This is a genomic window from Hyphomicrobium denitrificans ATCC 51888, from assembly GCF_000143145.1.
In the GTDB taxonomy this organism is placed as follows: domain Bacteria; phylum Pseudomonadota; class Alphaproteobacteria; order Rhizobiales; family Hyphomicrobiaceae; genus Hyphomicrobium_B; species Hyphomicrobium_B denitrificans.
This window is the reverse complement of sequence record NC_014313.1, coordinates 1049212-1062393: the sequence shown is the minus strand read 5'-3', so window position 1 is coordinate 1062393 and position 13182 is coordinate 1049212. Positions and strand designations below refer to the sequence as shown.

Sequence of the window (13182 nt, the reverse complement as noted above, 5' to 3'; positions counted from 1 at the left end):
AGAGAGCCAGCAGGAAGGCGCGGTATGAATAGACATCGACACCGACCGGGAGCGGCCCGGCCGGTGTCGATGGATCATCACTTCACTTCGACGACGGCGCCCTGATCTTCGAGCTGCTTCTTCAGCTTCTGGGCTTCGTCCTTCGAGACGCCTTCCTTCACGGTCTTGCCGCCGGCCTCGACGAGGTCCTTGGCTTCCTTCAGGCCGAGGCCCGTGATGGCGCGAACTTCCTTGATGACGTTGATCTTCTTGTCGCCACCCGACTTCAGGATGACTGTGAACTCCGTCTGCTCTTCGGCAGGAGCGGCAGCAGCGCCAGCACCCGGAGCAGCAGCGACGGCAACGGCAGCAGCGGCCGAAACGCCCCACTTCTCTTCGAGAGCCTTGGCGAGTTCAGCAGCTTCGAGCACGGTGAGGCTCGACAGGTCATCAACGATTTTCTCGATCTTTGACATATATAGTGTCCTTACGGTTTGAACCTAGAGGTTGAGTTGCAGCACCCTGTCCCAGGGCTTGCGCTGCGATTGCGTTTGCGGGCTCGAAAGCCCCACAACTGTCGTCAGCCAGCTATGCGGCCTCGCCTTTTGCTGCCTTGGCCTGAATGACGCGTGCGAGCTGGGCTCCCGGCTCCTTGACGGTCCGGGCGATTTTCGTCGCCGGAGCGTTGAGAAGACCGATGAGTTTGGCGCGCAGTTCATCAAGCGACGGCAGGTCGGCGAGCGCTTTCACGCCGTTCGCGTCGAGGATGGTCTTGCCCATCGCGCCGCCGAGGATCACGAGCTTTTCGTTCGCCTTGGCATACGTGACGGCAGCCTTCGCCGCGGCGATCGGGTCTTTCGAGAAGGCCAGAATGGTCGGCCCCTTCAACAAACCTGAAAGCTGTTCGGCGTCGGTATCCTTGAGCGCGAGCTGCGCCAGCTTGTTCTTGGCCACTTTCACAGAGCCGCCAGCGTCTTTGACGCGCTTGCGGAAATCTGCGGATTGGGCGGCCACGAGGCCGGTGTTGTGGGCGACCACAACCACGCCGGTGCTTTTCAGCTCGGCATGGAGATGATCGATGAGCTCACGTTTCGCGGCTCTATCCACGTCTCGTCTCCTTGCTGCGGAGCCTCATTCACGAAGCTCCGCGGGTTGCACCTTGCCGCCCATTCCGCGAGCGGAATCGGACGACGGGTAGTCTGTCCTCGTTCCCGTGCACTGCTTGAACGGCGGCACGGTGCTGACCCAGAAGGTTCAAACCGAATGCGAGGCCTGCACCTCAAATCCGATCTACTTCTGTCTCATGCAGGCTCTCCCGGAAGAGATTTCGGCCGACCCGCGAACGGGCTGGCACCTACAGTCTCGGACAGTTTCGAACCGGAGCTCGAAAGCCCCGGTCCGGGTTTTCCGGGTTGCCCCGGAATTCGCAAATATCTTAGACCACCGGTCCCGACGAAACGGTCGCGGTGTCGAGCTTGAGGCCAGGCCCCATCGTCGACGACACCGACACCTTCTTCAGGTACGTGCCCTTGGAACCCGTCGGCTTGGCCTTCACGACCGCATCGACGAACGCCTTGATGTTCTGGACGAGTGCTTCCTGCGAGAAGCTCGCCTTGCCGACGCCGGCGTGAACGATGCCGGCCTTTTCGACGCGGAACTCGACGGAGCCGCCCTTGGCGCCCTTGACTGCGGTGGTGACGTCCATCGTCACCGTTCCGACGCGCGGGTTCGGCATCAGGCCGCGCGGGCCCAACACTTTGCCGAGGCGTCCGACAAGACCCATCATGTCCGGCGTCGCGATGCAGCGATCGAAGTTGATCGTGCCCTTCGAGACGATCTCGACGAGGTCTTCCGCGCCAACGATGTCCGCGCCTGCTGCCTTGGCTTCGTCAGCCTTGGCGCCCTTCGCGAAAACAGCGACGCGCGCCGTGCGGCCCGAGCCGTTCGGCAGATTGCAGACGCCGCGAACCATCTGGTCGGCGTGCTTGGGATCGACGCCGAGGTTGACGGCGACTTCGATCGTCTCGTCGAACTTCGCCTTGGCGCGGTCCTTCAGGATCTTCACGGCTTCGTCGACACCGTAAGACTTGCCTGCGGGCAGGCCCTGCTTGACGGTGAGCATGCGCTTGCCGCCGGCTTCGCGCGTTTCCTTGATCTTCTCAGCGCTGATTTGAGCTTTTGCCATCGGACTACTCCACCACCTTGAGACCCATCGAGCGCGCGCTGCCTGCAAGCGTGCGGGCGGCGGCATCGATATCGTCGGTGTTCATGTCCTTGAGCTTGCCCTTGGCAATCTCTTTCAGCTGCGCAATCGTCACCTCTCCGGCAACCGCACGGCCCGGCTCCTTGGAGCCCGTGCCGCCCTTGCCCGTCGGACGAAGGCCCGCGGCCTTCTTGATCAGGAAGGTTGCAGGCGGGTTACGCATCTCGAACGTGAAGGAGCGGTCGGAATAGACCGTGATCTTCACCGGGATCGGCGTGCCCTGCTCGAGGTCCTTCGTCTTCGCGTTGAAGGCCTTGCAGAATTCCATGATGTTGACGCCGCGCTGGCCAAGCGCGGGACCGATCGGCGGCGACGGATTCGCCGCGCCTGCCGGCACCTGTAGGTTGATATAGCCGTCGACTTTCTTCGCCATAGTCCCCTTCACTCATTAGAGCGTGAAGACGTCGTCGGACGTCACGCTCAGGGTTAGCGGTTCAACGGGCCGGATCGCTTGCCACGAACTCTGCCCTCCCGCACGTCACCGCCCCAGAGCCGAAACCCCGCCGCGGTTCCCGATGCTGAAGCACCGGAATTCTCAAACTCTCGCGCAATGTCCCGGCATAGCCTTCGCCGGAACGTCGCCCTCAACTCGCAATCTTCTCGACCTGCCCGAATTCGAGCTCGACCGGCGTCGGACGGCCGAAGATCGACACCGCGACCTTGACCCGCGACCGCTCCTCGTCGACGTCTTCGACGACGCCCGTGAACGACGCGAACGGGCCGTCGGCAACCTTGACGTTCTCGCCAATCTCGAAGGTGATCGTCGGACGCGGACGCTCGACGCCTTCCTTCACCTGATTAAGGATGCGCAGCGCCTCATCCTCGGGGATCGGCATCGGTTTGTTGTCGGCGCCGAGAAAGCCCGTGACCTTCGGCGTGTTCTTGATCATCACGAACGCCTGGTCGGTCATCTTCATTTTGACGAGCACATAGCCCGGCAGAAACTTGCGCTCGGTCGGAATCTTGCGGCCGCGCTTGACCTCGACAACCTCTTCGGTCGGCACGACGATCTCTTCGAACAGATCATCAAGACCACCAGCCTTCGCGCGTTCGCGAATGGCGTCGGCGACCTTGCGCTCGAAATTCGTGTAGGCGTGGACGATGTACCAGCGCGTTCCGGCCACCGACTTTTTTTCTTCGCGATCTTGCGCGACAACCATTCTCAAACGCCCTCTAGCGCGTCACCAAGCCAAATACCGAGAGCTGATGCTCAACTGCCCACCCCAAGAACGAAGCGCACGATGTGGCTCAAAACCTGATCGACGAGCAAAAAGAAAACAGAGGCGAACGCGACCATGATGAGCACCATCAAAGTCGTGATCCACACCTCTTTCCATTTCGGCCAGGTGACCTTGGAGACTTCCTGCCGAACTTCCTGGATAAAGGTTATGGGATTGAACTTCGCCATTAAAGTGCTTTCTATGCGCAGATGCGACAACATGCCGCTCCAGCCCCGTCGTTGATTGACCGGGCCGGTCGGCAGATCAGACCTAGCTGAGGCTGGCAGGGGCGGAGGGTCTCGAACCCCCGACCTTCGGTTTTGGAGACCGACGCTCTACCAATTGAGCTACACCCCTTAAACCCGACGCGAGCAAAAGCCCGGGCGTCGCGCAGCCTCTTTCGGGGCGTGTTTCCTTAACTGATGTCATCGCCCTTGTCAGCCCCATGCGCGAGCTTTTTTGTCCCGGCTGCCGTTATTCAATAGGAAATGTCGAACTGTCGGCTTCAGCGGCCGGTCCAGGGACCGGGAGCACCGGCAGCACCACCCGGCGACGACTGCGCCGAACCCGCGATCGGCTCGACAACGACGGCCGATCCATAGGCCAGCACCTCGGTGACGGCGGATGCAATCTCGTTCGCATCGTATCGCATCGCGATAACGGCATTGGCGCCCATGCTTTGCGCGTGCTCGACCAAGAGATCGAAGGCTTCCTGGCGGGCTTGTTCCGCGAGCTTGGTATACACGGAGATATTGCCGCCGAAGAAAATCTGAATTGCGGCGCCGAGGTTGCCGACGACACTGCGTGACCGCACCGTCAAGCCGCGAACCAGGCCGAGATGGCGCACGACGCGGTAGCCTTGAATCTCATTCGTCGTAACAACCAGCATGAAAATCCCCTGTTTCGCCGTGCGGGCGGAATTGCGCAGTCTGAACGCAACTTAATGCAATAGAGCTTGGCTGGCGACCGCTGAAGTTGCAATGCTCGACGCTTGCGCGCCGGGATTTGCGCTTCGCACCCCAGCGCCTGCCGTCGATCGCCGAACCCAAAGTTGCATCAACACGATCTGACTTGAAGGGGCTTGTCGTCGTCACGCCTTACGTTATCAGCTTAATTGCCTCACATTCGCGGCGGCACCTGCCCGGCCTCGATACGTTGCCTTTCTGACGATGACTAAATCCCGCCCCTATTATTCGTTCAAAGCCAGCGCCATGACATTCACACCGCATCGTCGAGATGTTCTTTCCGGAGCCTTGGCCGCATCGGTCGCGGGCTGGGCGCTTCCCGCACGCGCCGCCTCTGTCGGAGCCATGGCGCTCGGAAATGCGGAGCCGTTCTCCTTCGACGACCTCAAGACGCGCGCCAAGGAGCTGGCGAAGGCCCCTTACACACCGCCTCCGAAGCCGGCTGACTCCGATCCTCTGCGCGGCATGACGTTCGATACGTTCGCGCAAGCCATTTATAAGCCCGAGATGGAGCTTTGGCGCGACGTGCCGGGGGCACAGAAGGTGCGCCTCTTTCCGCAAGGACGTTTCTACGCGGAACCGGTCAGCATCTACGTCATCGAGAACGGCCAGGCGCGTCAGGTCGTCTATACGCCCGACCTGTTCAACATGCCCTCCGACCATCCGTTGCGGACGTTGAAGTCTGCCGGCTTCGCGGGCTTCCGCCTGATGAGCCGCGGCGGCGTCAGCGACTGGCTCTCCTATCTCGGCGCATCCTACTTCCGTGCCTCTGACCCGCAGGATCAGTACGGCGGATCGGCACGCGGACTCGCCATCAACACCGGACGACCGGAAGAATTCCCGCGTTTCACCTCGTTCTGGCTCGAACAGAACGGTGCGGGCATGACGATCTACGCTCTTCTCGAAAGTCAGAGCGTGACCGGCGCCTACCGCATGGACAGCCGCCGCATTCAAGGCGGACAGGGCGGCGCATTGCAGGACGTCGAATGCGAACTCTTTTTCCGTGCGCCTGTCGACTTGCTCGGCATCGCGCCTTTGACCGGCATGTTCTGGTACGGTGAAAATTCGGGGCACTTCCGCGGCGACTGGCGCCCTGAGGTTCACGACTGCGACGGCCTCTCGCTGTGGACCGGCACCGGCGAACGCATCTGGCGTCCCGTCGCCAACCCGCCGCGCATCGTCACCAACAGCTTTTCGGATGAACATCCCAAAGGCTTCGGCCTCGTCCAGCGCGACCGCAACTTCGAGAACTATCAGGACGACAGCCTGTTCTACGATCGCCGCCCGAGCATGTGGGTCGAACCGCTCGGCGATTGGGGCAAAGGCTGTGTCAATCTCGTGCAGTTGCCGACGACGAACGAGACCGAAGACAACATGGTCGCGTTCTGGACGCCTGAGCAGAAAATCGTCCAAGGCACGGTGATCAACACGAAGTATCGGCTGTATTGGGGCGTCGATGGCCCACCGACCGGCGACGTCGGCCGCATCGTCGCGACGCGCATCGGGCTCGGCGGTCTCGGCGGACGCGACCTCGATCTCCGCCACACCAAGCCCGGCGCGCGCAAATTCATGATCGACGTCGAAGGCAAGGTTCTCGAAGAGCAGACCCGTTTCGGCGGCACGCATACGGTCGTGACGACCACGCGCGGCAAGATTACCGGCGTCGAAGCTTTCCCCGTCGTCGGCACCAAGCGTTGGCGGATGATGTTCGACCTCTCCGATCTCGACGGACAGGAAGCCGACCTGCGCGCGTTTCTGCAAAAGGACGGCGTCGCACTGAGCGAAACCTGGATCTATCAGGCGTTTCCGTAAGCGCCGATCCGAATTCTCAAACGACGCGAACGCTAATTCTTGAAGTCCCTAATCCCTAATCCCCAATCCCCTCACTGAAGCCCAATTGTTGCCATCGATTGACGCGACGCTGTGTTACCGCCACGCACTCGGCCTAACCGGTGTCGCATGTCCTATCGCGTCTTCTCAATTCCGCCCAAGGTTCGCATTCGGGAGAACATCGATTTTCCCGGTCCGGTCGTCATTGACGGCACCGTTCTGGGCGACATCAGCTGCATGTCGCTCGTCGTCGGCGAGCGTGGCATTGTCGACGGCACGATCAAGGCCGACCGCGTGACCATCCTCGGCGAAGTCTCGGGCGAGATCTTCGCGACACACATCACTCTGAAGCCGTCGTCAGCCGTCGCCGCAAATATTTTCCATAAGCATCTCTCCGTAGAAGACGGCTGCCTGTTCGAAGGCAACTCGCGCCGCCACGCCGCTCCACTGGAATTGACTTGAGGTCTTCGCTGCTCGTCCAACGCAAAGATTGCAAAGCGTTGGCAAGCGAATTTGCCAGACCTCCACACCCGCTCGATTGATCTGCGGCACCGGCCAGCTAAAACCGTTGCTGGCGCGGATGCTTTGTGGGTAGCGCCGATTTTATCGCGAGCGCCGTTGCGGCCAAGCTTGAACGCTGAACGGCGCTAAGCATGCTGCCATAGCATGCATTCCTTTTTCTAACTCGAAGCCAGGAGTGCCGATGTCACGCTCGAAGTACATCCTCTTTGCCTTCGCGATCGCAGCTCTAACATTGACCGGTGCCGGTACCGGCGCGGAAGAAATCAATCACGAGAGCGAAGCGTCCTGGGCCAGCATCCGAAAGGATACATTCGGCCAGCAGGACATGATCGACGGCAAGGGGCTCCTGTCGCTGGAGGCTCCGGAACGCGCCGAAGACGCCGCCGTGGTTCCGATCACGATACGTCTGGCGCCTGAACTTGCGGACAACGTCAAATCGCTGACGCTGATCGCCGACGAAAATCCAGCTCCGGTCGTCGCAACCTTTACGTACGGAGAAGCGGCGGGACGCGGACCGCGCACCCTGGCGACACGCATTCGTGTGGACCGCTACACGTTCGTACGCGCCATCGCGGAAAGCTCGGACGGCAAACTGTATATGACGAAGGCTTTCGTCAAAGCGTCCGGCGGCTGCTCGGCGCCAGCAAGCCGCGACGCCGAGGAAGCAGCGAAATCCATCGGCAAGATGCGCATAAGGACCGCCACGGGCAACGCCGGCAAGTCTGACCTCGGCGAAGTCATGATGCGGCATCCCAATATTTCAGGTTTGGCGATCGACCAGCTTTCGGGAGGGTATCCGCCCGCGCGCTTCATCTCGCATCTGTCCGTCACGGCGGACGGCAAGCTCGTCTTCGCCATGGAAGGCGGCATCTCGATCAGCGAAGACCCGCATTTCCGGTTCAGCTATCTGCCCGGCGCAAGCGACCGCCTCGAAGTCACCGCTGAAGACACGGATGGGACGAAGTTCTCAGGACGCTCCGGCAACCCGTCCTGAGGCCGGCACCGCCAACAGGCGTCCGCCGCGAGGTTATGGAGCGGGTGATGGGAATCGAACCCACGTATTCAGCTTGGAAGGCTGCTGCTCTACCATTGAGCTACACCCGCATCCTGTAGCGAAAGCAATTACTTAGGCAATCGCCGCGGCGCCTGGAACACTTTGTTCCCAGAGCATCCGGTTCTATAAATGCCCGCGGCTGATTTTGGAAGCGACAGATGCGCGGCGGAGTGACGTAATTTTCACAACGCACGGCGGACGGATTAGCCCGCATCCGGCGCTCCCAAGTCTCGGAACGGCCATCAAGCGGCGCTACCCGCCCCGCAGGCGGGGATGATACGCTTTGCCGGGGTTGGGGGCGTCGCGGGAACCGCAAAGAGCGGGTGGGGAACGATGAGAAAGGGCAAAGGCTGGTACGCGGCTTTCGCGTTTCTCTTCATAGCGTCTTTCGTGGCGATCTACGCCGCTACCGGACAAGACGCCATAGGAGCGGCCGCGCGATTTCTGTCGAACGGCGTCATCCTGGTCCGCAACATCATCGCACGTTCCGCCGGAAGCTTCCTGAAACTCCTGGCACAGGGCGTCGGATTGCGGCGGCTTTCGCGGTTTCTCGCGGCCGGGGCGAGCATAGGCCTCGGATATGCCGCAAGCGTCGTCGTCAGCGACAAGACCGTCCGGCGAGCACATGGCTGGCGCGAGAAAGTCCATACCGCAGCCAGGTTCGCCCGACGCACATGGCATGAAGCGCCTTTACTCGCGAAAATCGCTGCCGTCGTTTGCCTGATCGCCAGTCAGGTTTATTTGCATTTCTTTCTCGTCGTGTTTCCGATCGCGTTTCTCGTCCCAGCCGTACGCAAAATCTGGGTGCGTGCCGCCGACATGATGTTCGGCAGCTGGTATTGGAAAACCTTTGGATCGACGCACCGCGCAATCGTCACGGGAATCAGAAGCTTGCCGTTCATGCGTGTGCTTTTCGATGCGGTGCGCCTGATGCGTCTTCGCTATCTCAGCGCCTGGCGCATATGGCGCTATGATCCCCGCTATCGCGATCAGGCAAGTCAGGCGCGCTTCGTCAGCTTCATCGAGCCGTGGCGTCTTTTGCGGCGCGGCGAACTCGATCGCTATATCGGCCGACCGCTCCTCGCCGGACGCGAACGTCAATACTTGATCGAAGCCGAAGCAAGCGCCTAACGGAAACGCATCGAGCAACGAAATCTGCGTCTAAGCGATGATACCCTTGCTCGCGGCGATGGCGAGACGGAGCGACTGCGCGATCCGTTGCGAGCGATCGACGAACAAGGCTGCGGCCTCCGGCGGACAGACCGCCTTCGCAGTCTCGGCGAACAGCTCCAACCAACGCAAAAAATGCTCTTCGCTGATTTCGGAAATGGCGACATGAGCGGGCATCGGCTGGCCTTTGTAGCGCCCCGTCATCAGAACGACGGAAGACCAGAAGGCGCTGAGCTTCGCCAAGTGCTCGTCCCAATCCTCGATGCGCGAATTGAAGACCGGACCGAGCAACTCGTCCTGCCGCACCTTGGCGTAGAAACGATTGACCAGATCCGCAACCATGACCTCGTCAATCCCGACGGATAGTCCAGGCGCTTTTGGATGCGGGGGATGATACGACATGGCGGAGGCTCTTGCCGTTAGACTTCATAAGATGTACTGAGATTGCACCTTAAAGTGTTTTGCCTGTTCCCGGCAACCGTTCGACGGACCCTCCGATGCGGCTAACAGTCCATTCCGACTACGCGCTTCGCGTACTCATGTACCTCGGAGCGCGAGAGGACCGCCTAGCGACGATCCAGGAAATCGCGAAAGTCTACGCGATCTCCGAAAATCACCTCATGAAAGTCGTCAACAAGCTTGCGAGGCACGGCTTCGTCAAGACGTTGCGGGGCCGCGGCGGCGGTCTTCGTCTCGGACGCCCCGCCGAAGACCTGACGATCGGCGAAGTGCTGCGGGTCGTCGAAGAAGATTTTCATGTCGTCGAATGCTTCGGCGAATCCAACATGTGCCGCATCTCGCAAAGCTGCCGGCTGCGGCTCGCTTTGCGGCGCGCAATCGACGCCTTCCTCGCGGAACTCGATGAATGGACGCTGGCTGACATTCTTTCAAACAGGAATTCGATCTTACGCGAGTTACGACCCTTCATAAGCTGAGGGCCGGTTATGAAAGGGGGAACGGCGTGCTCAAGACACGACTGACGGAACGGCTTGGACTACGGCATCCAATCATCTGCGCACCGATGGCATGGGCAGCGGGCGGTCGTCTCGCGGCGGCGGTGTCCGCGGCCGGCGGCCTTGGCCTGATCGGCGGCGGATACGGCGACGCGGACTGGATCGCACAGGAATTTCGCGCGGCCGGCAATCAACCCGTCGGCTGCGGGTTCATCACTTGGTCGCTCGCCAAGCAGCCGGCGCTTCTCGATCTGGCGCTTTCGAACAAACCGAAAGCCATCATCCTGTCGTTCGGAAATCCCGAGCCCTTCGCCAAGCGCATCAAGGACGCGGGCGTAACACTGATCTGCCAGGTGCAAACCCGGCGCGACGCGGCGCACGCGATGGCATGTGGCGCCGACGTTATCGTGGCCCAGGGCGCCGAAGCCGGCGGACACGGACAAAGTCGCGGAACCCTATCGATCGTCCCCGAAGTCGCGGACCTGATTGCGAAAGACTATCCCGACACCATTCTTTGCGCAGCGGGCGGAATTGGCGACGGCCGCACAGTCGCCGCCGCATTGATGCTCGGCGCTGAAGGAGTGATGGTCGGATCGCGCCTTTGGGCGTCAAAGGAAGCCAACGTCAGCCAGCGCATGCACGACACCGCGTTGAGCGCGACGGGCGACGAAACCATTCGTTCGCAGACGATGGATCTGGCGCGCAAGCTCGAATGGCCGAAGCAGTACAGCGCCCGAGTTCTCATCAACGAATTCATTTGCCGCTGGCACGGACGCGAAGCCGAACTGATCGCGGTCGCCGATGAGGAAGCTGCGAAATACCGTGCCGGCTGGATCGAAGGCGATCCCGAAAAGAGCAACACCTTCGTCGGTGAGGTTGTCGGCCTGATCCGTTCGATCGAACCTGCAGCAGAAATCATCGAACGGCTGATGCGCGAAGCGGAAGACCTGCTTTTATCGAAGCCCCGCGAAATCGTCTCGCAGGCATAAATCACGGTGCGCGACTGCACGCAGCAGCGGTAATCTGAAACGCAAAGCTTCCACCGGCTGCGGCGAGCAGCCGGCTTCACGTTGTGTCAAAATCAGTACCGTCCGAGTCGCGCGCGCCTATGGGCCACGGCGGACCAATCGCAGAATGAACAGCAAGAGACACGCGCCGACGACGGCAGCAATGATGGATCCGACAAGCGGGTTACCAAACGCAAAGCCGAGCCTTGGGAACAAGATACCGGCGATGAACGCTCCGACGATGCCGACGATGATATCGCCGACGAGACCAAATCCGCCGCCTTTCATGATTTGCCCAGCGAGCCAACCGGCAATAGCACCGATAAGCAGCCAGATGATCAGTGACTGGAGATCAATATCCATGTCTTCCTCTCGGTTTGAGCCTCCACGCACACGAATCGGTTCGACATGATCATCTGCGGCAAAACGGCCGTTGACAAGCTTGCAAACAAAGTTCCTGCGAGGCAACAAAACGCGCGAGAGGTTGTGCGGCGCGGCTATCTCTGACTTTGCCGGGCATCGCCGAGCCATTGCGACAGGCTCTTGAAATCGGCGGCGCCGGAAAATGTCGTGACCGTGCCGTCGCGTGCGATGAGGCGCGTGTAGGGTAGTTCGCCCATCCAATCGTGATCGACGGCGAAGCGCAGCTTCTCTTCAAACCCGTTCGCAAGGCTAAAGCTCTGGACGTTGCCAAGGCCGGTTTTCAGGAGCGCTTTTTCGATGCGCTTCGGATCGGCGCCGCGGCGGTCCCAATTCACGAATGCGATCGTCGTGTCCGCATGCGCGACTGCAAATTTCCCCCAGTCTTCCAGCTCGACCATGCAGTTGCCGCACGAAAAACCCCAGAAGTGCACGATCACCGGCTGGCCCTTGCGTCCATCGAGAAGCGTCTGCCAGCTCGCGCTGTCGAACGTGCGCGGCGGCTCGGCCAGCGCTTGAACGCACGCACACCAGACGAACATCAGAACGGACGCAATACGCACAACAGCGTTCATGACTGCGGCTCCAGGGGGATCAGTCGATAGCCTTCTTTCGTCGTCAGCCATGACAGATAAACGCTCGCCTGCTGCGCGATGAGCAACGGATGATCCGACGCATTTGCCGCCGACGCGACAGTCCGCGGCTTGCTCCACGTGCGTCCGCCGTCGTGCGACGTCATCAGATCGATGCTGGTTTTCTCGCCGTCGAAGGATTTGTAGGCGAGGTAAACCGTGCCCCCTGCCGCCAAGACATACGGGCGCGAAATCTGCGCGCTCTGATCGCCAATCCGCAGCGGCTCCGAAAACGTCTTGCCGCCATCCTCGGAGTGCGCGTAGTAGACGCCCTTCAGCTTGCGCCCGAGTGCGAACCACGTCGCGTGATAAGCGCCGTCGCTGCCGATTGCGAGGCTCGGTCCCTGATGCGGGCACGCGTCGATCTTCGCGTCATCCTCGCTCACGCGATATAGCTGCCCGGGCTTTCCAGCGTCCGAGAACGTGATCGTCGCGTGATCGCGAATGCCGCCGTCGAAAATGTTGCGGAACATTACGACCGGCTCGCCCGAGCTTTTGAACGCAACGGCGATGCGGCAGCACTCGCAGGAATTGTCGCGGGCGATGGATGCCGCTTCGAGCGCGCCGCCCGGCTTGTCGTCCCACGCGTAAGCGAGCGCCGCGCCTGCATACTTTTTGCCCTGCTTCTTCGCGGCGGCGACGTTGCGTTTGTCGATCCAGGCTACGAACACACGCCCATTCGGATCGAATGCCGCCGTTTCGAAGCGTTGGCTCGGCGAGCCCGTGGTGATCGGCTGAGGCTCGGAGAACGTTTTGCCGCCGTCAGCCGATCGCGCGATAAACGCATGTCCGTTGTATTTTTCGTCGCGCGACGCGTACGTGACGGCGACACGGTCGTTGGGTCCGAAGGCGAGTTTCGGACGCGCATCCGGTCCGTCATCGAGCGGCAGCTTCGTCGCAGGCAGCGTGACCGGCGTCGAAAATGTTTTCCCGAGATCCGGCGAGCTTGCGATCGAAATGCGCCCACCCGCAGACCACGTCAGCCAGAGCTTGCCGTCTGGAGCAAACGCGCCGGTGGCGACGCTCGCGCAGGCAAGCTCCGAGGACGCGCACGCCGCAGCCGTTTCATGATGATGCGAAGCTCCGTCGTGCGCTTGCGCAAGATTGGCGACGCCTGCGGAGGCAGCGAGCAAAAGCAACGCGGCCAATTTGAGATGTGTACGCATC

At 61.0% G+C, this 13182-nt stretch carries 17 protein-coding genes and 2 tRNA genes; 6 read left to right on the top strand and 13 right to left on the bottom strand.

The window, feature by feature from the left end; translation table 11 throughout:
• Positions 1-77: 77 nt before the first annotated feature.
• From rplL to HDEN_RS04945, 8 genes are all read right to left on the bottom strand, one after another.
• Positions 78-455 (bottom strand): 50S ribosomal protein L7/L12, encoded by a 378-nt coding sequence (gene rplL / locus HDEN_RS04980; protein ID WP_013215038.1) that lies wholly within the window; start codon positions 453-455, stop codon positions 78-80.
• A 112-nt stretch (positions 456-567) separates the two neighbouring features.
• Positions 568-1086, bottom strand: a complete 519-nt coding sequence (gene rplJ, locus HDEN_RS04975; RefSeq protein ID WP_013215037.1) for a 50S ribosomal protein L10 — start codon at positions 1084-1086, stop codon at positions 568-570.
• A 328-nt stretch (positions 1087-1414) separates the two neighbouring features.
• Positions 1415-2101 (bottom strand): 50S ribosomal protein L1, encoded by a 687-nt coding sequence (gene rplA / locus HDEN_RS04970; RefSeq protein ID WP_041921870.1) that lies wholly within the window; start codon positions 2099-2101, stop codon positions 1415-1417.
• 67 nt (positions 2102-2168) lie between these two features.
• Complete coding sequence (gene rplK, locus HDEN_RS04965) at positions 2169-2615, bottom strand: 50S ribosomal protein L11 (protein WP_013215035.1); 447 nt, start codon at positions 2613-2615, stop codon at positions 2169-2171.
• 211 nt (positions 2616-2826) lie between these two features.
• Positions 2827-3402 carry a transcription termination/antitermination protein NusG gene (nusG, locus tag HDEN_RS04960; RefSeq protein WP_013215034.1) on the bottom strand — a complete coding sequence of 192 codons (576 nt, stop codon included), beginning with the start codon at positions 3400-3402 and terminating at the stop codon, positions 2827-2829.
• A 50-nt stretch (positions 3403-3452) separates the two neighbouring features.
• On the bottom strand, positions 3453-3650 hold the full coding sequence (gene secE, locus HDEN_RS04955; RefSeq protein WP_041921556.1) for a preprotein translocase subunit SecE: 198 nt from the start codon (positions 3648-3650) through the stop codon (positions 3453-3455).
• A gap of 93 nt (positions 3651-3743) precedes the next feature.
• Positions 3744-3819: transfer RNA gene (locus HDEN_RS04950), tRNA-Trp, on the bottom strand.
• A 148-nt stretch (positions 3820-3967) separates the two neighbouring features.
• Complete coding sequence (locus HDEN_RS04945; RefSeq protein ID WP_013215032.1) at positions 3968-4351, bottom strand: YbjQ family protein; 384 nt, start codon at positions 4349-4351, stop codon at positions 3968-3970.
• Between the two features lie 322 nt (positions 4352-4673).
• Between HDEN_RS04945 and HDEN_RS04940 the strand changes: the two genes are divergently transcribed.
• From HDEN_RS04940 to HDEN_RS04930, 3 genes are all read left to right on the top strand, one after another.
• Positions 4674-6239, top strand: a complete 1566-nt coding sequence (locus HDEN_RS04940; RefSeq protein ID WP_041921555.1) for an OpgD/OpgG family glucan biosynthesis protein — start codon at positions 4674-4676, stop codon at positions 6237-6239.
• A gap of 147 nt (positions 6240-6386) precedes the next feature.
• Entirely contained in the window at positions 6387-6719 is a 333-nt protein-coding gene (locus HDEN_RS04935; RefSeq protein ID WP_013215030.1) for a bactofilin family protein, read from the top strand.
• A 241-nt stretch (positions 6720-6960) separates the two neighbouring features.
• Positions 6961-7773 carry a quinoprotein dehydrogenase-associated SoxYZ-like carrier gene (locus tag HDEN_RS04930; protein WP_013215029.1) on the top strand — a complete coding sequence of 271 codons (813 nt, stop codon included), beginning with the start codon at positions 6961-6963 and terminating at the stop codon, positions 7771-7773.
• A 36-nt stretch (positions 7774-7809) separates the two neighbouring features.
• Here the strand turns inward: HDEN_RS04930 and HDEN_RS04925 are convergent.
• A tRNA-Gly gene (locus HDEN_RS04925) sits at positions 7810-7883 on the bottom strand.
• Positions 7884-8166: 283 nt separating this feature from the next.
• On the opposite strand from HDEN_RS04925, the gene HDEN_RS04920 reads away from it, so the two are divergent.
• Positions 8167-8964 carry a hypothetical protein gene (locus HDEN_RS04920; RefSeq protein WP_041921554.1) on the top strand — a complete coding sequence of 266 codons (798 nt, stop codon included), beginning with the start codon at positions 8167-8169 and terminating at the stop codon, positions 8962-8964.
• A gap of 30 nt (positions 8965-8994) precedes the next feature.
• On the opposite strand, the gene HDEN_RS04915 is transcribed toward HDEN_RS04920, so the two are convergent.
• Positions 8995-9405, bottom strand: a complete 411-nt coding sequence (locus HDEN_RS04915; RefSeq protein ID WP_013215027.1) for a group III truncated hemoglobin — start codon at positions 9403-9405, stop codon at positions 8995-8997.
• Between the two features lie 95 nt (positions 9406-9500).
• Here HDEN_RS04915 and HDEN_RS04910 point away from each other — a divergent pair, with 95 nt between their 5' ends.
• Positions 9501-9938, top strand: a complete 438-nt coding sequence (locus HDEN_RS04910) for an Rrf2 family transcriptional regulator (RefSeq protein WP_013215026.1) — start codon at positions 9501-9503, stop codon at positions 9936-9938.
• Positions 9939-9964: 26 nt separating this feature from the next.
• Positions 9965-10945, top strand: coding sequence for an NAD(P)H-dependent flavin oxidoreductase (locus tag HDEN_RS04905; protein ID WP_013215025.1), 981 nt, complete (start codon positions 9965-9967; stop codon positions 10943-10945).
• A 117-nt stretch (positions 10946-11062) separates the two neighbouring features.
• Here the strand turns inward: HDEN_RS04905 and HDEN_RS04900 are convergent, their stop codons facing one another.
• The 3 genes from HDEN_RS04900 to HDEN_RS04890 all read right to left on the bottom strand — a co-directional run bounded on the left by HDEN_RS04900 (position 11063) and on the right by HDEN_RS04890 (position 13181).
• Entirely contained in the window at positions 11063-11320 is a 258-nt protein-coding gene (locus HDEN_RS04900; protein WP_041921868.1) for a GlsB/YeaQ/YmgE family stress response membrane protein, read from the bottom strand.
• Between the two features lie 140 nt (positions 11321-11460).
• Entirely contained in the window at positions 11461-11958 is a 498-nt protein-coding gene (locus tag HDEN_RS04895) for a TlpA family protein disulfide reductase (RefSeq protein ID WP_013215023.1), read from the bottom strand.
• Entirely contained in the window at positions 11955-13181 is a 1227-nt protein-coding gene (locus HDEN_RS04890; protein WP_013215022.1) for a sialidase family protein, read from the bottom strand. The genes HDEN_RS04895 and HDEN_RS04890 overlap by 4 nt, the downstream gene beginning before the upstream one ends.
• Position 13182 lies beyond the last annotated feature (1 nt).